Origin of the sequence: Paenibacillus sp. Soil766 (assembly GCF_001428105.1) — a bacterium.
Taxonomy (GTDB): Bacteria; Bacillota; Bacilli; order Paenibacillales; family NBRC-103111; genus Paenibacillus_E.
This window is the reverse complement of record NZ_LMSJ01000010.1, coordinates 135,986-154,020: the sequence shown is the minus strand read 5'-3', so window position 1 is coordinate 154,020 and position 18,035 is coordinate 135,986. Positions and strand designations below refer to the sequence as shown.

At 46.9% G+C, this 18,035-nt stretch carries 18 protein-coding genes, 8 tRNA genes and 1 rRNA gene; 24 read left to right on the top strand and 3 right to left on the bottom strand.

From position 1 onward, the window contains the following. The 9 genes from ASG89_RS08935 to ASG89_RS08895 all read left to right on the top strand — a co-directional run. Window positions 1–90 (top strand): 23S ribosomal RNA (locus ASG89_RS08935); the annotation flags it as partial. A gap of 76 nt (window positions 91–166) precedes the next feature. After that, window positions 167–258, top strand: a tRNA-Ser gene (locus tag ASG89_RS08930). 27 nt (window positions 259–285) lie between these two features. Then, window positions 286–362: transfer RNA gene (locus ASG89_RS08925), tRNA-Met, on the top strand. A 19-nt stretch (window positions 363–381) separates the two neighbouring features. Further along, a tRNA-Val gene (locus ASG89_RS08920) sits at window positions 382–457 on the top strand. Between the two features lie 10 nt (window positions 458–467). After that, window positions 468–543, top strand: a tRNA-Thr gene (locus ASG89_RS08915). A gap of 27 nt (window positions 544–570) precedes the next feature. Further along, a tRNA-Asp gene (locus tag ASG89_RS08910) sits at window positions 571–647 on the top strand. Window positions 648–690: 43 nt separating this feature from the next. After that, a tRNA-Phe gene (locus tag ASG89_RS08905) sits at window positions 691–763 on the top strand. A gap of 44 nt (window positions 764–807) precedes the next feature. Then, window positions 808–889: transfer RNA gene (locus tag ASG89_RS08900), tRNA-Tyr, on the top strand. Window positions 890–906: 17 nt separating this feature from the next. Further along, window positions 907–979: transfer RNA gene (locus ASG89_RS08895), tRNA-Lys, on the top strand. Window positions 980–1,072: 93 nt separating this feature from the next. Here ASG89_RS08895 and ASG89_RS08890 read toward each other — a convergent pair. Genes ASG89_RS08890 through ASG89_RS08880 form a run of 3 tightly spaced genes read right to left on the bottom strand, consistent with a single transcriptional unit; the run spans window position 1,073 to window position 3,577 of the window. After that, window positions 1,073–1,372 carry an MTH1187 family thiamine-binding protein gene (locus ASG89_RS08890; protein WP_057310238.1) on the bottom strand — a complete coding sequence of 100 codons (300 nt, stop codon included), beginning with the start codon at window positions 1,370–1,372 and terminating at the stop codon, window positions 1,073–1,075. 49 nt (window positions 1,373–1,421) lie between these two features. Further along, window positions 1,422–2,984, bottom strand: a complete 1,563-nt coding sequence (locus ASG89_RS08885) for a GMC family oxidoreductase (RefSeq protein ID WP_057310237.1) — start codon at window positions 2,982–2,984, stop codon at window positions 1,422–1,424. Continuing rightward, window positions 2,981–3,577 (bottom strand): gluconate 2-dehydrogenase subunit 3 family protein, encoded by a 597-nt coding sequence (locus ASG89_RS08880; RefSeq protein ID WP_057310236.1) that lies wholly within the window; start codon window positions 3,575–3,577, stop codon window positions 2,981–2,983. The genes ASG89_RS08885 and ASG89_RS08880 overlap by 4 nt, the downstream gene beginning before the upstream one ends. 267 nt (window positions 3,578–3,844) lie before the next feature. Between ASG89_RS08880 and ASG89_RS37540 the strand changes: the two genes are divergently transcribed. The 15 genes from ASG89_RS37540 (at window position 3,845) to hisIE (ending at window position 18,035) form a co-directional block, all read left to right on the top strand. Continuing rightward, entirely contained in the window at window positions 3,845–4,696 is an 852-nt protein-coding gene (locus tag ASG89_RS37540) for an NlpC/P60 family protein (protein WP_057310235.1), read from the top strand. 130 nt (window positions 4,697–4,826) lie between these two features. Next, complete coding sequence (locus ASG89_RS08870; RefSeq protein ID WP_057310234.1) at window positions 4,827–5,942, top strand: PucR family transcriptional regulator; 1,116 nt, start codon at window positions 4,827–4,829, stop codon at window positions 5,940–5,942. Between the two features lie 112 nt (window positions 5,943–6,054). Further along, on the top strand, window positions 6,055–7,185 hold the full coding sequence (locus tag ASG89_RS08865; protein WP_057310233.1) for an ABC transporter ATP-binding protein: 1,131 nt from the start codon (window positions 6,055–6,057) through the stop codon (window positions 7,183–7,185). A 169-nt stretch (window positions 7,186–7,354) separates the two neighbouring features. Further along, window positions 7,355–8,296: an HPr(Ser) kinase/phosphatase gene (gene hprK / locus ASG89_RS08860; RefSeq protein ID WP_057310232.1), complete on the top strand. Its 942-nt coding sequence runs from the start codon at window positions 7,355–7,357 to the stop codon at window positions 8,294–8,296. Window positions 8,297–8,359: 63 nt separating this feature from the next. Beyond that, on the top strand, window positions 8,360–9,334 hold the full coding sequence (gene lgt, locus ASG89_RS08855) for a prolipoprotein diacylglyceryl transferase (RefSeq protein ID WP_082592927.1): 975 nt from the start codon (window positions 8,360–8,362) through the stop codon (window positions 9,332–9,334). After that, window positions 9,312–9,971 (top strand): pyrophosphatase PpaX, encoded by a 660-nt coding sequence (gene ppaX / locus ASG89_RS08850; protein WP_057310231.1) that lies wholly within the window; start codon window positions 9,312–9,314, stop codon window positions 9,969–9,971. The genes lgt and ppaX overlap by 23 nt, the downstream gene beginning before the upstream one ends. Beyond that, on the top strand, window positions 9,968–10,456 hold the full coding sequence (locus tag ASG89_RS08845) for an acyltransferase (protein ID WP_057310230.1): 489 nt from the start codon (window positions 9,968–9,970) through the stop codon (window positions 10,454–10,456). Before ppaX ends, ASG89_RS08845 begins: the two co-directional genes overlap by 4 nt. A gap of 182 nt (window positions 10,457–10,638) precedes the next feature. Continuing rightward, window positions 10,639–11,490 carry a peptidoglycan-binding domain-containing protein gene (locus tag ASG89_RS08840; RefSeq protein WP_235549670.1) on the top strand — a complete coding sequence of 284 codons (852 nt, stop codon included), beginning with the start codon at window positions 10,639–10,641 and terminating at the stop codon, window positions 11,488–11,490. Window positions 11,491–12,180: 690 nt separating this feature from the next. Beyond that, window positions 12,181–13,362 carry an ATP phosphoribosyltransferase regulatory subunit gene (locus ASG89_RS08835; protein WP_057310229.1) on the top strand — a complete coding sequence of 394 codons (1,182 nt, stop codon included), beginning with the start codon at window positions 12,181–12,183 and terminating at the stop codon, window positions 13,360–13,362. Between the two features lie 63 nt (window positions 13,363–13,425). Further along, window positions 13,426–14,061, top strand: coding sequence for an ATP phosphoribosyltransferase (gene hisG, locus ASG89_RS08830; RefSeq protein ID WP_057310228.1), 636 nt, complete (start codon window positions 13,426–13,428; stop codon window positions 14,059–14,061). A 32-nt stretch (window positions 14,062–14,093) separates the two neighbouring features. Continuing rightward, window positions 14,094–15,380: a histidinol dehydrogenase gene (hisD, locus tag ASG89_RS08825; protein WP_057310227.1), complete on the top strand. Its 1,287-nt coding sequence runs from the start codon at window positions 14,094–14,096 to the stop codon at window positions 15,378–15,380. Continuing rightward, on the top strand, window positions 15,381–15,989 hold the full coding sequence (gene hisB, locus ASG89_RS08820; RefSeq protein WP_057310226.1) for an imidazoleglycerol-phosphate dehydratase HisB: 609 nt from the start codon (window positions 15,381–15,383) through the stop codon (window positions 15,987–15,989). It abuts the gene before it with no gap. Between the two features lie 2 nt (window positions 15,990–15,991). Beyond that, window positions 15,992–16,597 (top strand): imidazole glycerol phosphate synthase subunit HisH, encoded by a 606-nt coding sequence (hisH, locus tag ASG89_RS08815; RefSeq protein WP_057310225.1) that lies wholly within the window; start codon window positions 15,992–15,994, stop codon window positions 16,595–16,597. A 29-nt stretch (window positions 16,598–16,626) separates the two neighbouring features. Beyond that, window positions 16,627–17,385: an imidazole glycerol phosphate synthase subunit HisF gene (gene hisF, locus ASG89_RS08810; RefSeq protein ID WP_056611288.1), complete on the top strand. Its 759-nt coding sequence runs from the start codon at window positions 16,627–16,629 to the stop codon at window positions 17,383–17,385. After that, a complete protein-coding gene (gene hisIE, locus ASG89_RS08805) occupies window positions 17,382–18,035 on the top strand; it encodes a bifunctional phosphoribosyl-AMP cyclohydrolase/phosphoribosyl-ATP diphosphatase HisIE (protein ID WP_057310224.1) in 654 nt (217 codons plus the stop codon). The genes hisF and hisIE overlap by 4 nt, the downstream gene beginning before the upstream one ends.

The following is an 18,035-nucleotide window of genomic DNA, read 5'->3' as shown; positions in this document are numbered from 1 at the left end:
CCCTTGTAGACGACGAGGTTGATAGGTTCGAGGTGGAAGTGCGGCAACGTATGCAGCTGACGAATACTAATCGGTCGAGGGCTTAACCAATAAACCTAAAAGTTCACTTTACGTAAGTTTCGTATCTAGTTTTCAGGGAATACTATTCCTGAAGTATATATATCTTGGAGAGATACCCAAGTGGCTATAAGGGGACCCTCTGCTAAGGGGTTAGACTGCGTAAGTGGTGCGAGGGTTCGAATCCCTCTCTCTCCGCCAGTTCCAAATATATATACACTTTTATGTGGCGGCGTAGCTCAGCTGGCTAGAGCGTACGGTTCATACCCGTAAGGTCGGGGGTTCGAGCCCCTCTGCCGCTACCATAAAACCAAAACACCAGATGGAGGCTTAGCTCAGCTGGGAGAGCATCTGCCTTACAAGCAGAGGGTCGGCGGTTCGATCCCGTCAGCCTCCACCATTATCTTTACGCCGTTGTAGCTCAACTGGTAGAGCAACTGACTTGTAATCAGTAGGTTGGGGGTTCAAGTCCTCTCGACGGCACCATTTTTATGGCAAGACCTTTTGTAGCATGGAGCTGTGGTGTAGTGGCCTAACATGCCTGCCTGTCACGCAGGAGACCGCGGGTTCGAATCCCGTCAGCTCCGCCATTTCTTTTACAATTAATGTAGGACATGCTATAAATAATCATTTGGCTTTGTAGCTCAGTCGGTAGAGCAGAGGACTGAAAATCCTCGTGTCGGCGGTTCGATTCCGTCCAAAGCCATTGAGATGGTTGTATTGCTTAGGCAATACGGGTATCTCGTATCCGGAGGCTTAGTGAAGTGGCTAAACACGGCAGACTGTAAATCTGCTCTCTTCGAGTTCGGTGGTTCGAATCCATCAGCCTCCATTTTCCCTTTCACCTACGAGTCATTAGCTCAGTTGGTAGAGCACCTGACTTTTAATCAGGGTGTCGTAGGTTCGAATCCTACATGACTCACTTTTATAAGAAAACGTACAAGACCGTGGGGTCTTTTTTTGTTTCCATTATATATAGAAAAAGCATCCCTTAGCAGGATGCTTTTTTTGCTGTTCATAGCTTGTCTGCGACAGACTGCATTTTTTGTTCCATGGAGGCGGGCTTGTCGCGGCGATCATCGATTTTGATGGAAGTGGATACACGCGCAGCTCCATGCAAGAAGGGAACCTCGTGAACGGCACGGATGACCTCGAATAAACGGTCTAAGGGGCCCTCGAGGATGGTGCCCATGGGTGTCATTTGAAAGCGGATATCGGGATGTCGCTCTAATTCTTTATGGAGGTCAGCGACATAGCTGCTAAGGCTGGTTGTGGCTGTCCCGATGGGGATGATCGTAAATTCAGCAATGGCCATAAGGATAACAAGCTCCTTCCCTTCGTGTACTTGCTGTTAAGGATAACAATCAAGAGCTAGCTAGGTCAATGATGTAATCAGCTGTTCGTGCTGCTAAGGCCATTACGGTAAGCGTAGGATTAGCTCCGCTAGAGGTGACGAATAAGCTAGCATCGCAAATGAACAGGTTGGGTATATCGTGACTTTGACCATACGAGTTAACTACGGATGTCGCGGGATCATTCCCCATCCGGCATCCACCCATCAAATGTTGGGTATCAGGAACGACGTAGGAGATCTCTCCACCAGCGGCGCGGAGAATCAACTTCATATTGTCAACAGCGTGCTCTAAGAGCTTGATATCATTATCGCAGTAATTGAAGGCCAATGAAGCCATTGGTATGCCATATTCATCTTTTTCATTAGATAACGATACGTGATTGTTCCAGGCGGGCAGTACCTCTCCTACCATTTTGAGACGACCATAGAAGTTGTAATCCTGCATAGCTTGTCTGAAGGACGAGCCCCATAGAGGCGCCTCAGTGGCCTTGCGAATGCCTTCTGCCATCTCAATAGGTCGAGAGCCGTGAGCGTGTATGGTATACCCTCGGACAAAGCCTCTGCGTGGATCAGTATCGTAGAAATCCTGTGTAGATGCTAGGACGGGTGTCCCTTTGTACAATCGGACTTCCTCTTCAAATTTGGCATAAACGTCGTGGCTGCTATGCGTCATAATTGATCTGCCCACCCATCCGCTGGAATTAGCTAATCCATCAGGGAATTGTGGTGTGGCGGAATGCAGAAGCAAACGAGGCGTTTCTACAACATGAGCGCAGAGAATAACGGTTTTGGCCCGTTGCCGATAGGTTGTGCCTTCGTGAACGAAGAGAACCCCGCAAGCATGTCCATAATCATTTACTTCGATTTGAGTGACTCTGCAATCTGCGAGAATTTCGGCCCCAGCCTGAACGGCTTTGGGAATATGTACGATTAACGTGCTGAATTTCGCATTGGGCATGCAACCTTGCAGGCAGAATCCCCGATTGGTGCAGGCAGAGCGCCCTTCTAACGGGTTAGAGAGGATGGCGAGTGGTGTAGGTACAGATTGAATACCAAGGGATTTGCAGCCTTTGTGAAATAAGACGGCATTGGGGCTAAGGGAATCAAGCGCTGGAGAAGGATAGGGACCCTGGAAGTTTCCCCAAGGATAATGCTTAGGTCCGGATACGGAGATTTCTTTTTCGATACGCGTGTAATAGGGCTCTAAGTCTTTGTAGTGAATGGGCCAATCTTCTCCAACACCATCAATGGCTTTCGTTTTGAAATCAGATTCATGAAATCGCAGAAAAACCCCCGTAAAATTCTGGGTGCCACCACCAATCCCTTGTCCAGACTGATGCTTTCCGGTAACGAATGACTCGGCTGCATCAACAAGACGTGTATCTTCCCAAGTCAGACGCTTCATACTTAGTTCATCACTTGCAAAATCCTTCTCAGGGTCGCGCCAAGGCCCAGCATCAATTACAACCACTCCGAGTCCAGCCTCGCTAAGCTCTTTGGCTAGAACACCTCCAGCAGCACCTGCTCCTACGATGACAATGTCTACAGTTTCATCTTCATAGCGCCACTTCATGATCGTTTCGCAGCCTCCCAGGACTCAAGTTGGTCAGGAGTATGTAATGTATATCCACGAGGATATGCAGGCCCTCCGAACCCAATTTCCGACCAGACCAACGGATGGGCATAGTAGGCTTCAACACTGAGTTGAAGCAGCTTTTGAAATAAGATTTTTTGAGGGATGCCATTCCAATTTATCGTTTGAGGATAGCTATCGTCGCTAATTTGCAGCATAATGCTTCGTTGGTTCATTTCATCTAACTCAAAGAACGGTTGACTATTTACGATCCATCCCGTTTCATTAATTGCTTTGAGTCCTTGACGTAAAAGTACACGAACCGGAGGTGTACCCACTTTTCGTTGTCCTTCACCTTTATTTTCAGATAATACCTGGTCGATATGGTTGATGACGTATTGAATGATTTCTCCGCGATAATCGTCCATAAGCAGTGAACACCAAGCACGAAGGGTTTCTGCCTCAACGACTGATATATATCCGTATGTGTGTTCACGAATAAGTCGAGCTGTCACAATGAATCTCGTGTGTATATCCCAATCCCTGCTTTCTTCCATGACATCAAAGGTTGGATAATGATTATAATCTTTCATGCTTGTCACCTCCATAACTAACGAGAATAGAAACCAGAAAAGTGCTACTACAATTATTTCCAAATTCATGAGGAATATGAGGGTGGACCTTATGAAGTTGTAATTTTGGAGGAATGAAGGAATTGGCACCATTGCCAATGTCATGGATGATAGGAAATATTTAAGGAATGAAAGTCTTTTCATTACCATGGTAATCTTGTACTAGTAACTGAGAAGTTTTCCATTTTACCCAATACACCCAAGAGAGCACGTACAGGAGGAAATACAATGTTAAAGAGTCTTGCACACCGCACGCTAGGAATAACTGCTGCGATCACGATCGCATTATCAGCAACAACTGCTGTTTCCGCTTATGCTGCAAATGATGATATGGATGCCGTTTCTTTGGCCAAAAAAATGGTTGGCGTAGATTACTCCAAAAGTGATGAAACACCATCTGCAGGGTTTGATTCATCAGGACTGATCTATTATGTCTTTGAAACGTTAAATTACACAGTACCTAGAACTTTAGCAGGTCAATTCAATATGAAATCAACGAAAATCACGAAAATAGATAAAGCTGAGCCAGGTGACGTCTTGTTCTTTGGTAGTGGTTCAAAGCCAACGTTTGCTGGGATTTATGTAGGCCAGGGTAAAATGGTCATGGCATCCCAGAACAAAGACGAAGTCGTCACTCGTAATGTAAGTGAGCTTAAAGGCAGCTTTATTGGGGGAAGAAGTATTCTTTCATCTAAGGATCGTTTGAAAGCCGAGTTGATTCTAACCGCTCAGAAATATCTTGGTACTCCATACGTTTTTGGTGCCAAATATGGTCAAACCAAAACAATGGATTGTTCTTCTTTTACCAAAACTGTGTTTGCTAAATACGGAATTACGCTTCCACGTGTTTCTCGCGACCAAGCGAAGGAAGGCACTTTCGTTAGTAAAAGTAATTTACAAACCGGAGATTTGGTCTTCTTCACAACAGTAGACTCCGGCAAGAAAATTGGCCATGTTGGTATTTATGTAGGTAACGGAATGATGATTCATACGTATGGTGAAGGTGGCGTGAAATTTACATCTATTAATAAAGATTGGTGGGCAGATCACTACGTAACAGCTCGCCGCGTAATTAAATAGTACGTTTACTTAAGGACCTTCTTGTCAATTTGGCAGGAGGGTTCCTTTCGATTCACAGGAATAGTCAGACATATGGTACAATAGAGAGATAAATATAGAAGATGCTATAGGCAATAAGGAGTGAAGGCAGATGATTTGGGAGCATGTCAAAGAGCGATTGGAAGCGGTTTTACAGTCGCCAATACAGATAAGCCTGATACCGGATTCCGAATGGCACCAGCTTGTGGAGGTTCAGGGAGAGCGCCAAGAAGCATTTAGTCGTAGTGTGAACCGGGGACAGGAAGTTCTGTTCTTCATTTCACAGGATCACAAAGAGGTCCGTGTCCTGAGAATGGATGGGAGTAAGTTGTCTGTATCCGAACGCAAACTCGTCGAACTTACGATTGAATCTAAACAAACTGTAGAGAAGAAGCAATTCGGCTCCTATTTGTCAGAAGATGAAAGAAAGTCGAATCAATTAAGAGACTGGCTGCTGCAGCAAATGGAACGTGGAGCAGGCCACGCTGAGCTGCCTGATGCGCTTGCATCACAGTCGTCGTTGTATTCAACCAAGATCCCTCTCTTGTTGTATGGGGACTATCCTCAGAACCAGCGTGTATCTTATACGGAGCTTAAGAAGCTGTTAGAATCTTTTTTTGAAGCGGAGATTATTCTGATTCCTTTGCTAGAAAAAGAGTGGTTAATCCTAGCGCCAGAGGTCCTTATTACTAGCGGCAGCGAAGAGCGCGATGGGGACGAGGAAGAAAGTGTTGAGCAAACCCTTGATGCACTTGGCTCAGGCTTGTATGAGATGCTGGCAAATGAATGGGTAGGCGAATGCCATCTAGCTATTGATTTCCCTGTGAAACCAGCGAAGTCTATGTTTGCTACCGTACTTAAGCTGCGTGAGACCATTATGCTGGGCCGATCCTTCCATGTCGGAAGCTTTATTCATCTGCGCTGGGAGCTTCGTCTAGAGAAGCTGTTGCACCTTATCGAGGAAGAGGAAAAAACAGATTTCCTGGAGCAGGTTCTCCGCGGCACAGATCATGTGCTGGATGGCGAGACAGTAACGACGTTAGAGCATTTCTTTACACTAGACTGCAATGTTAGTGAAACTGCGAAGAAGCTTTATATTCATCGCAATACGCTGCTTTATCGGTTGGACAAGTTCAAGAATGAGACGGGACTGGATGTTAGAACGTTTAATCATGCGGTTTTGGTACGACTGGCCTTGCTATTGTACAAAGTAACGAAAAGAAAGTGATTTTTTTGTAGGGATTGTGCATAGTCAGTCCGTCGATCGTAGGGTAAGATGTGTATATAGAAATGTTGACAAATAAAGCATTTGAACGATAAATTGTAGGGGGAATGAAATCATGGCAGGCGTACGTTTAAATCATATCGTTAAAAGATATTCTGGTGCAGAAGAATCAACAGTTAAAGATTTCCATCTTGAAGTTGCTGACAAAGAGTTCGTAGTTCTTGTTGGTGCATCCGGTTGCGGAAAATCCACAACTCTTCGTATGATCGCAGGTTTAGAGGAAATCACTGAAGGTGAACTTTACATCGGAGACCGCCTTGTAAATGACGTAGCTCCAAAAGATCGCGATATCGCGATGGTATTCCAATCCTACGCTCTTTATCCGCATATGACTGTTTATCAAAACATGGCATTCGGATTGAAACTTCGTAAATTCAAAAAAGCTGATATCGATGCTCGCGTTCGCGAAGCAGCGAAAATTCTAGATATCGTTCACTTGCTTGATCGTAAGCCAAAAGCTCTTTCCGGTGGTCAACGTCAACGTGTTGCCTTGGGTCGTGCGATTGTTCGTGAGCCACAAGTATTCTTAATGGATGAGCCGCTTTCCAACTTGGATGCGAAACTTCGTGTACAAATGCGTGCGGAAATCACAAAACTTACAAAACGTCTTGGTGTTACGACAATCTACGTAACGCATGACCAAATCGAAGCTATGACAATGGGCGATCGTATCGTTGTTATGGATAAAGGTATTATTCAACAAGCTGCTACACCAGAAGAAATCTACAACTTCCCAGTGAACATGTTCGTTGCAGGCTTCATCGGATCCCCATCCATGAACTTCATGTCCGGAACATTGACATCTGAAGGCGGCGGTGTATTCTTCAAAGCAGGTACTGTCAACGTTGAAGTTCCAGCTGGTAAAGCACAAGTTCTAAAAGACAAAGGATTTGTTGGCAAAGAAGTGATTCTGGGAGTTCGTCCAGAAGATATTCACGAAGAGCCAGTATTCTTGGAAGCTTCCCCGAACACAGTATTCAACGTTAACGTTGAATTGACTGAGAACTTGGGACACGAAATGTACTTGTACTTGAACGGTATCGGCGCTAACACAGTAATCGCTCGTGTTGACGGTCGTTCCGGAATCAAAGAAGGTACTAACGTTAAATTGGCACTAGACATGAACAAAGTTCATTTCTTCGATAAAGAATCAACACTTTCCATTTTGGTTAACCCAAACCTATAGGATTGTACTGAAAGGCCAGCCGTTATCGGCTGGTTTTTTTGTATATTTCGAGGTTCGTGAACACAGTAGTTGATTTCAATTAGGTATTCCATTACGATGAAACTATTGGAAGCCTGCGTGCAACAAAGAAAACATATGGTACATAAGCAAATTCGGAGGAGTTAGGACAATGGCCAAAAAGGTAAAGGTTTCCGAAATGGTGGAACAGCTACATATGGAAGTGTTAGCAGGAGAGGGTGGACTAAAGCGTCAGATTATAACAGGCGACTTGTATCGTCCTGGTCTTGAAATGGCTGGATATTTCAATTACCATCCCAAAGAGCGAATTCAGATGCTTGGTAAAACAGAGATTACGTTTATAGAGATGTTAACTACAGGTGTTCGGAGAAATCGGGTTGAACAGCTGTGTGCTTCTGAGGAAACACCTTGTATTATTGTAACGCGAGGATTGGATGTTCCCGTTGAATTGCTCGAAGAAGCGACTAAGCGTGATCTGACTGTACTGAGAACGCAGCTTTCAACGACGATTTTTGCAAGTCGATTAACTGGTTTTCTTGAAAATAAGCTTGCTCCCAGTACGACGATCCACGGTGTACTTGTTGATGTCTATGGGGTAGGTATGTTGATTACCGGTAGCAGTGGGATCGGTAAAAGTGAAACTGCCCTTGAGCTTGTGAAACGAGGGCATCGCCTGATTGCGGATGATGCGGTAGAAATTAGACAAAATGGCGATAAAGTATTAACCGGAAATGCACCAGAATTGATTCGTCATTTACTTGAGATCCGCGGTGTAGGTATCATTAATGTCATGACGCTATTTGGCGCAGGCGCGATTCGTAATGTAAAGAAGATATCGGTTGTTGTAAAATTGGAGAATTGGCAGCAAGAGAAGCAATATGATCGTTTGGGCTTAGATGAGGAGCTAACGCGTATTATCGATACGGATCTGCCTCTCGTTACAATACCTGTAAGACCAGGCCGAAACTTAGCGGTCATCGTCGAGGTTGCGGCGATGAATTATCGCTTAAAGCGTATGGGATATAACGCGGCGCTGCAGTTTACGAATAAGTTGACCGAATCGTTGAATGAAGATTTTGAGGATTTTGATTGACCACATAGGAAAGTCTAAGTTTTCGGTTTTCGAAAACCGCTCACCAAATAAAGGAGTGAAACTATGTTAGAAAGTATTGCGTTCTCCCTCGGACCGATTCATGTTCGATGGTATGGCATTATTTTAGGTACAGCAGCTTTAATTGGTTTAATGTTGGCGATCAGAGAAGGAAAGCGATTCAAAATCGTACCCGACTTCTTCATGGATTTATTGTTAATTGGGGTTCCTTCTGCCATTATTGGGGCTAGAATTTATTATGTGGCTTTCCAATGGGATGATTATAAGGACAATTTATGGGAAGTATTCATGATATGGCATGGTGGGATTGCGATATATGGCGCATTGATCGGTGCTATTATCGGTACATCATTCTACATGCGAGCTAAGGGATATAATTTCTTTCGTATTGCCGATATTCTAGCGCCAGGTCTTATTGTCGGACAAGCGATTGGTCGTTGGGGGAATTTCATGAATCAGGAAGCTCATGGTGGCCCGGTAGAGGAGTCATTTCTGAGAGAGAGCCTGCATTTACCCAACTTTATCGTGAACCAAATGAATATAGAAGGTACGTTCTATCACCCAGCGTTTCTGTATGAGTCGATTTGGAGTTTTGTAGGGCTGGCGCTTTTATTCTGGCTTCGTCGTAGACCGTTCTTAAGAGCAGGCGAGCTATTTCTAAGTTATTTCATCTGGTATTCCATTGGCCGATTCTTCATTGAAGGAATCCGTACGGACAGTTTGGACATCACGGGTCCAGGTTGGTTAGCTTCATTGATGAATGCATTATGGTCACCTATGAAAATTGTGTTTGAACCAGGTGTACTGACATATGGAGGGAACATTCGATTCTCCCAACTGCTTGCACTGCTGATTGTCATTGCGGCTGTGATCATGATCATCATTAGAAGGAAAAAAGGTTATGCCAATGAACGGTATTCAGATCCGATTGTATCTAAACTAGCGCTTGATAAAAACAAAGTAGTCAATGAAGAAGAGACAGATAAAGGAGTCAACTATGATTCAAACCGTACTATTTGATTTGGATGGCACGATTGTAGACACGAATGAGTTAATTGTACAATCGTTTTTGCATAGCTTGGAAGGCGAAACACCGGAAGCTATTAGCCGGGAGCTTATTATCCCCAATATGGGGCGCCCGCTAGTGGAGCAAATGGAGTTTTTTACAGGTAAGAAAGAAGTCGAAGCGCTCATAAATAAGTATCGTACGTTCAACCTTGCTAAACATGATGAGCTTGTGCAGGAATTCCCGAACGTGCGAACAGTCATGGCGAAGTTACACGAAAATGGTATCAAAATCGGAATCGTGACGAGTAAAATCAGACAGACCACGTTAATGGGACTCAAACTTTGTGGATTAGCGCCTTACGTCAGCGTTATTGTGACAGTGGATGATGTAAAAGAGCCAAAGCCGAGTCCTGAGGGTATCTTTGCAGCGCTGAAAGAGCTAGGCAGCTCGGCTGAAGAAACCATGATGGTAGGCGATAGTCACTATGATATCGAGGCCGCTCAAAATGCAGGAGTTACTTCTGTCGGTGTATCCTGGTCATGGAAGGGGCGCGCATATTTAGAGCAGTACAACCCGGACCATATTGTCGATGATATGTTTGACCTATTGCCTTTGGTGGGGATATCGTCGGATGTGAAGGTAGATTGAGGCAAACAGAGAAGTATCCCGTAGATGGCCCGAATGCGCTATGGCAAATTTACCAAACAGTTAGTAAATGGAAGGCCATGCGAAATTTCATTTGGATTCAAATCACCCGTTATTCGCCATCGTTGCGGTTGAAAAACTGGATATATCGTCGTGTTCTAGGAATGACGGTTGGTGAACACTCAGCATTTGCTTTGATGGTGATGGTGGATGTGTTTTTCCCGGAGCGGATCTACATTGGGAGCAATACAATTATTGGCTATAACACGACAATTCTGGCGCATGAGTATTTAACGAAGGAATATCGGTTAGGTGATGTGCGCATCGGATCTCATGTGATGGTTGGAGCTAATACCACAATCCTGCCAGGAGTGACGATAGGCGATCATGCGATTATTGGAGCGGGATCTGTTGTTCATAAGGATGTAGCCCCGAATAGCTTCGTAGCAGGTAATCCGATGCAAGTTATTCGGTCGGGCAGTGCTTAGTATAAGAAACTTAAAGTAGTGGACTCAACATCAATGTGATGTTGAGTCCATTTTTTGTTGTTGAGGAAAACCAAGCAAGCAATTTACCACCAAAGTATCTCAAGAAAACGACTATTAAAAATAACAGATTGGGAATAGTAAAGACGCAGTAAAATTATAGGTCAAGGGAAGGTGTCGATGAAGTGCAGCATTGGAATCGTAGTAAAAACGCAAAAGTGAAAAAAGGTAACTTTGGATGGTCGATAGGAAAGCATGTAGGTGTAGTGATACTTGCCTTTATGCTGATGCTATCCTTGCCAAACACGAGTTTGGCTGTAGGTAAGGAGGCGAGCGGACCTGATGTGTTCGTTATCCAAGGGATGCTGAAATCACTGGGAAGCTACTCTGGTGATATTAACGGTTACTACGATAATGCAACTGTGCAAGGTGTAAAGTATTTTCAGAAAAAACACGGGCTGCCGGTAACCGGCGCCGTTGATAGCCGCACGCTCGAATCAATTACCTATAGCTATATGAAGCATAAGGGGGTTGGACAGGGCCGAGGCGGCGGTAAAGGTGGCGGTGAAGGCACTGGCGGAGGCAAAGGCCAGGGTGGCGGTAACGGCGGAGGCAAGGGCCAGGGTGGCGGCGGAGGCAAGGGCCACGGCGGCGGTGAAGGCATCGGCGGAGGCAAAGGTCAAGGTGGCGGTGAAGGCACTGGCGGAGGCAAGGGTCAAGGTGGCGGTAACGGCGCTGGCGGAGGCAAAGGCCAAGGTGGCGGTGGAGGCACTGGCGGAGGCAAGATCGAAGGCGGCGGTACCGGAGGAAGCCAAGGTCAAGGGCCAAGTGCGACTCAAGCGCCAGGACCTAATGGTGGGCCGAAGCCCGTACCAAATGGCGGTCAAACGCCAGCGCCGAATGGTAGTGGCAACGGCAACGGACAAAACGGACAGGCACCGAATGGCAACGGCAACGGACAAAACGGACAAGCACCGAATGGCAATGGTAACGGACAAAACGGACAAGCACCGAATGGACCCGTAGAGGAAGATTAATCAGAGTAGTCTTAGAGGGCATGCTGCCGCGTCAGCATGCCTTTTCCTATTGGGGGAATTCTGACTGCCGACCAGCATTGGCGCCAACGCCCCAAGAGTCCGTATGGTTGGGTGAAGTTTACTACCTACCTAGGGGATATCAAATAACTGGATTTTATACATCTAAATAGACAGGATTTCGGCGGTTGAAGCAAATAGATGGATTTTCTGTTGTTAATTTCACCCTAACGAGCTTAACGAGCTACTTTCAGCGGAAATAGATGTAGAAAATCCATCTAATCGTTGAAAAGCGTAAATTCATCCCCAATTAACTGGAGATTTTCCAGTTAGTTTGGAATTCGTATTGCCTCATTAAGCATATACTCGATGGCGCTGCATATGCGAAAGCTGAGATGTTGTGAGTTAGGGTTTGACCTTCAACATGCACTGGAGCCCGAACGCGCACCAAAAGTTTCCCCTGGTGGTTTTTCTCAGTAGTGGAGGTAGTAGGACAGTTGACGACGTATGGGTTGATATGCCATTCTTAAAGCGCTGAACATGGCATAGACGATTGACGGTCCTAAAGATACATGTTAAAATAGCCGTACATTCTTTATTTTGGTAGCATGGTAGCACGTTAACGTGATAAAGTGACTTAGGGACAATAAAGTAAGAATAACTGATTATACTCCTACTTATAGAGGTGAGACGGTGTCGAAGCCAAAAGTATTTGAAAAGCCGTTAGGTGCGAAAGACTATTTGCCTGATGCGGTGACGAAACTCAGAAATATAGAATTCCGTGTATTGGCCTGTATGGAACGCTGGGGTTACAACCAGATTATTACACCTACACTTGAATATTACGATACAGTTGGGGTTGCTAGCTCCACAGAGGATAAGAAACTGTTCAAGCTGCTAGACCGCAAGGGGAAAACACTTGTCCTGCGCTCAGAATTAACGGCGCCTATCGCGCGAGTAGCTTCTTCCCTACTCAAAGAGCAAGAGTTTCCGCTCCGTCTATCTTATCACTCGAATGTTTTCCGTTCGATTGAAGAAGAAGCGGGCAGAGATTCAGAGTTTTATCAGACAGGTGTTGAACTGATCGGGGACGCTTCGTCTGAGGCTGATGCTGAAGTTGTAGCGTTAGCGATTGCTTCGCTTCAGGCGGCTGGCGTAGAAAAGTTTAAGATCGCACTCGGTCATGTTGGATTCCTGAACGGACTATTCCAAGAAACCTTGGAAGGGCGCACCGATGCGCAGCTTTCTCTGAAAGAGCATTTACTCGGACGTGATTACGTTGGATACCGAGAAGCGATTAAGAAACTAGACCTAGCGCATGACGTTGAACGTGAACTTAACGGTGTACTGCGCCTTCGTGGCGGCGATGAAATCTGTGAGCAAGCTCGTATGGTTTCGCAGCATCCAATCGCACAGGACGCGATCCGACATCTATGCGAAGTGTGGGATGTGCTGAAAGCTTATGGTGTTAGCGAGCACGTGGTGATTGACTTAACGATGATTGGGGATTTCTCTTACTATACAGGTATGACATTTGAAGGCTATGCTGCTGAATTAGGTTTTCCTGTCTGCAGTGGAGGCCGGTACGATAATTTATTGAGTCAGTTTGGACGCCCTGCACCGGCAACAGGATTTGCGTTGAAGACGAATCGAATCCTAGAAGTAACGGGTAAAGAGCAAGTGGATCAACCGAGACGCGTACTGATTGCCTACGATGCGGAGCATCGTGAGGAAGCGCTGAAAAAAGCGAGGATTATGCGGAGCATTGAAAACAATAATGTAAGAATCGTTATTACACAGCTTGTGACGAAAGATCAGTTTAATAAACTGGATCGTGCAGGATATGACGAAGTAGTCCCATTGATTGCGGAATAGCCTCTTGGTCAGTTGAGGTTCTCAAACAGCTGTAAAGAGGGAAGTTTGGAGGAGGTTGGAACGGTGGATGATATTCTTAAAGTAGCGATGCCGAAAGGCCGTATCTATAAACAAGCAGCGAAGCTGTTTACGAAAGCTGGTTTGCCTATTCCTGAGGATTTGGAAGAAGGCCGCCGTTTGATCATTCCTGTGCCAGGGGCGAGGATGGAATTTATTTTAGCTAAGCCGGTCGATGTACCGACCTATGTGGAATATGGCGTAGCCGATATTGGAGTTGTAGGCAAGGATGTTCTGATGGAAGAAAATCGGAATGTTTACGAATTGCTTGATCTTGGAATCGCACGGTGCCGCATGTCGGTAATTGGGTTACCGGATTGGAAACAGGTAATCAACCCGCGTGTTGCGACTAAGTATCCGAATGTAGCTTCTCAGTACTTCCGGGAACAAGGACAGCAAGTGGAAGTCATTAAATTGAATGGTTCGATCGAGCTGGCGCCATTAATCGGACTAGCTGACCGCATCGTAGATATGGTGGAGACAGGCCAAACGTTGAAGGAAAATGGTCTTGTGGAGCAAGAGGAAATCTTTCAAATCACGAGCCGCTTAATTGCGAATCGCGTGAGTTATCGGATGAAGAACGATTCCATCCAACGGTTGTGCGATATGTTGCAGGACGTACTGCCAACAGTGAGGCTATAGCTTGAATTAGTAAAGATGAGAGGAAGATGAAGATGCGGATTATGCCCGCCTCCGAATTTCAATTAAACCGTGAGGTCGAATACGGCTCACCCGAGCAAAATGAGTCCGTCCGCCGCATCATCGATGAGGTGCGGCAGGACGGCGATACCGCGCTGCGTCGACTAGCGCAGCAGTTCGACGGCGTAGACGTCGCTGAGCTTCGCGTCAGCGACGAAGAGATCCAAGCGGCGTACGCGCAGGTCGACGCCGCATTCCTGGCGGCGCTGCGTCAAGCCGCCGCTAACATTCGTGCGTTTCATGAGAAGCAGAAACGCAATTCCTGGATGGACCTGCAGCCAGACGGCAGTCTGCTGGGCCAAATCATCCGACCGCTGAAGCGGGTCGGATTGTACGTGCCCGGAGGGAAGGCGGCGTACCCGTCCTCCGTGCTCATGAACGCTATCCCTGCGATCGTCGCAGGGGTGCCAGAGATCGCGATGGTAACGCCTCCGTCCACCGCGGGTGAAGAGGGCATTAACCCGCACATCCTCGTGGCCGCGGCCGAAGCAGGTGTGAAAGAGATCTACCGCGTAGGCGGGGCGCAAGCGATTGCCGCGCTGGCCTACGGGACAGAATCAATCGCGCCGGTCGACAAGATCGTCGGCCCGGGCAACATTTACGTCGCGCTAGCGAAGCGCTTCGTGTTCGGCGTCGTCGATATCGACATGATCGCCGGACCAACGGACATTGTCGTGCTCGCCGACGAGCACGCCGATCCTGAATACGTCGCGGCCGATTTGCTGGCGCAGGCCGAGCATGATGAGATGTCACCGTCGATTCTGGTGACACCTTCCCGCGAGCTAGCCGAAGAGGTTCGGCTAGAGTTATGGCGGCAGCTGGATGTGCTGCCGAAGAAAGCCATAGCCGCTGTCTCGACAGCGACCAAAGGCGCGATCTTGCTTGTCGACTCACTCTACGAAGGCGTGGACGTCATCAATCGCTTGGCGCCGGAGCACTGTGAGCTGCTGGTACAGGATCCTTTCACGTGGCTGCCGCGCATTGAAAATGCAGGTGCCATTTTCTTAGGGGCCTACAGCACAGAGCCTGTCGGCGATTATTTCGCCGGTCCGAACCATGTGCTGCCGACGAATGGCACAGCAAGATTCTCATCGCCACTGAATGTGGACGATTTCCTCAAAAAATCAAGCGTCATTCACTATAGCAAAGAAGCATTACTCGCGAACGGCGACATGATTATGACTTTGGCTCGGAATGAAGGGCTGGAGGGTCATGCGCGTGCGGTAGAGATCCGACTTAAAAAAGAAGGGAAGTTGAAATAAATGGCGGAACAAGATCAAGTAAGAACGCGTTCAGCGAGCGTAGCTCGTAAGACCAATGAAACGGACATTAAGCTCGCTTTTGAAGTAGATGGTACAGGGATTTCCGAGCTCCAAACAGACGTTCCCTTCCTGAACCATATGCTAGATTTGTTCACAAAGCATGGTCATTTCAATTTGAATGTAGATGCCAAAGGCGATATCGAAATCGATGACCACCATACGGTAGAGGATATCGGGATTTGTCTAGGTCAAACACTGCGCGAAGCGCTAGGCGACAAACGGGGTATCAAACGCTACGCGAGCGTATTCGTCCCGATGGACGAAGCATTAGCTCAAGTTGTGATTGATATCTCCAACCGTCCTCATTTTGAATACCGTGCGGAATACCCTACAGCGAATGTTGGTTCCTTTGAAACACAGCTGGTGGAGGAATTCCTCTGGAAGTTTGCTCTTGAAGCACGTATTACCTTGCATGTCATCGTTCATTACGGCAAGAACACGCACCACATGATTGAAGGTGTGTTCAAAGCGTTAGGGCGTGCGCTAGATGAAGCAACATCGATTGATCCTCGTGTGCAGGGGGTTCCTTCGACGAAGGGAGTGCTGTAGGCATGATCGCCATTATTGATTATGGAATGGGCAATTTACATAGCGTGAGCAAAGCGGTAGAAAGACTCGGCTATGAAGCGGTTGTGACGGGTGATCCGGCGCAAATTCTGGCAGCAGAAGGTGCGATTCTTCCTGGCGTCGGCGCGTTCGGCGATGCGATGGAGCATCTGCGTGAAACAGGTCTAGGTGAGGTTGTGAAGCAGTATGCAGCGTCTGGTAAGCCTTTGATCGGCATTTGCTTAGGTATGCAGCTATTGTTCAGCAGCAGTGAAGAGCACGGAGAGCATGAGGGGCTGGGACTTCTTCCTGGGTCTGTTGTACGTTTCCGCGGAGACTACAAGGTGCCGCATATGGGCTGGAATCGACTCAGCTATAAGCAGAGTGACAGTCCTATTTTCAAAGGCATGGAGGAAGGGCACGTGTATTTCGTACACTCCTATCATGTGAAGCCTGAGCGGGAAAGCGATCTGTTGGCAGTGACCGACTACTATCAACCTGTAACGGCGATTGTAGGTCGTGATAACGTCTACGGCATGCAATTCCACCCTGAGAAAAGCGGCGATAACGGTATGCAGCTGTTGGGTAATTTTTTGACCTTGTGTAAATAAGGTGTAATAGTCTCAAGGAGGTGCTGAGCATGTTAGCCAAAAGAATTATCCCTTGTCTCGACGTCAAGGATGGCCGAGTGGTGAAAGGCGTGAATTTCGTGAATTTACGTGATGCTGGTGATCCGGTTGAGCTTGCGGCGATTTATGATAAAGAAGGTGCGGATGAGCTTGTGTTTCTCGACATTTCTGCATCCGTTGAAGGACGCGCAACGATGGTTGAGGTCGTTCGTCAGACAGCAGGAGAGATTACGATCCCTTTTACAGTAGGTGGGGGAATTTCAAGTGTCGATGATATGAAACGTCTCTTACGCGCAGGCGCGGACAAAATCGGAATCAACACGGCGGCGGTGCTGAATCCTCAGCTCGTATCGGATGGTGCACGGAAGTTCGGTTCCCAGTGTATTGTGGTAGCCATTGATGCGAAGTTCAATCCGGAGTGGGGCGAGTGGGAAGTGTACACCCATGGCGGACGCAAACCGACAGGCATCAAGACACTGGAATGGGCGAAACGCGTAGAGGAGCTAGGCGCTGGCGAAATCTTGTTGACTAGCATGGATGCGGACGGAACGAAGGATGGCTTTGATCTGAAGCTGACCCGGGCGGTGTCCGAGTTATTGACGATTCCTGTAATTGCTTCAGGCGGAGCGGGGAAAGCGGAGCATTTCTACGATGTATTCACCGAAGGCAAGGCTGATGCAGGGCTGGCAGCGACGATTTTTCACTATAAAGAGTTAACGATAGACGGGGTCAAAGCGGACCTGAAAGGTAAAGGGGTTGAAATTCGATGACATTTTCAGTAGATCAAATTAAATACGATGCGCAAGGACTTGTACCTGCCATCGTGCAAGATGCCGGAAGTAAAGAAGTGCTGATGCTGGCCTACATGAACAGTGAGTCTTTGCAGCGTACGATTCAAACGGGGGATACTTGGTTCTGGAGCCGTTCACGCAATGAGCTTTGGAATAAAGGGGCAACGTCCGGTCATACGCAAAAGGTGAAAGCACTTCGCTACGATTGCGACGCGGATACGCTATTGGTTCTAGTTGAACAAGTAGGACCTGCTTGTCACAATGGTTCGTACACTTGCTTCACTTCGAACATCGCAGTGGAAGGATCAACAGAACAAGCTGCACCTGCTGCTGGCGGCGATCGTTTCGCTATTTTAGCTGAACTAGAAGCTGTTATTGCTTCCCGTGACGCAGAGCGCCCTGAGGGTGCGTATACAACGTACCTCTTCGAAAAAGGGGTCGATAAAATCCTCAAAAAAGTAGGCGAAGAAGCCGCAGAAGTCATTATTGCAGCTAAAAATAAAGACAATGAAGAGCTTCGCTATGAAGCGAGTGATCTTATTTTTCACTTAATGGTACTCCTGCGTAATAATAAATTGCCATTGGATGATATTATGAAAGAGTTAGCTAATCGTCACGTCAAAAAATAA

Coding starts and splice junctions, on each gene's coding strand:
- ASG89_RS08885 (WP_057310237.1), bottom strand. CDS start 2,984: ATGAAGTGGCGCTATGAAGATGAAACTGTAGACATTGTCATCGTAGGA.
- hisB (WP_057310226.1), top strand. CDS start 15,381: ATGGCGGAACAAGATCAAGTAAGAACGCGTTCAGCGAGCGTAGCTCGT.
- ASG89_RS08890 (WP_057310238.1), bottom strand. CDS start 1,372: ATGGCCATTGCTGAATTTACGATCATCCCCATCGGGACAGCCACAACC.
- ASG89_RS08865 (WP_057310233.1), top strand. CDS start 6,055: ATGGCAGGCGTACGTTTAAATCATATCGTTAAAAGATATTCTGGTGCA.
- hisD (WP_057310227.1), top strand. CDS start 14,094: ATGCGGATTATGCCCGCCTCCGAATTTCAATTAAACCGTGAGGTCGAA.
- lgt (WP_082592927.1), top strand. CDS start 8,360: ATGTTAGAAAGTATTGCGTTCTCCCTCGGACCGATTCATGTTCGATGG.
- ppaX (WP_057310231.1), top strand. CDS start 9,312: ATGATTCAAACCGTACTATTTGATTTGGATGGCACGATTGTAGACACG.
- hisF (WP_056611288.1), top strand. CDS start 16,627: ATGTTAGCCAAAAGAATTATCCCTTGTCTCGACGTCAAGGATGGCCGA.
- hprK (WP_057310232.1), top strand. CDS start 7,355: ATGGCCAAAAAGGTAAAGGTTTCCGAAATGGTGGAACAGCTACATATG.
- ASG89_RS37540 (WP_057310235.1), top strand. CDS start 3,845: ATGTTAAAGAGTCTTGCACACCGCACGCTAGGAATAACTGCTGCGATC.
- ASG89_RS08870 (WP_057310234.1), top strand. CDS start 4,827: ATGATTTGGGAGCATGTCAAAGAGCGATTGGAAGCGGTTTTACAGTCG.
- ASG89_RS08880 (WP_057310236.1), bottom strand. CDS start 3,577: ATGAAAGATTATAATCATTATCCAACCTTTGATGTCATGGAAGAAAGC.
- hisH (WP_057310225.1), top strand. CDS start 15,992: ATGATCGCCATTATTGATTATGGAATGGGCAATTTACATAGCGTGAGC.
- hisIE (WP_057310224.1), top strand. CDS start 17,382: ATGACATTTTCAGTAGATCAAATTAAATACGATGCGCAAGGACTTGTA.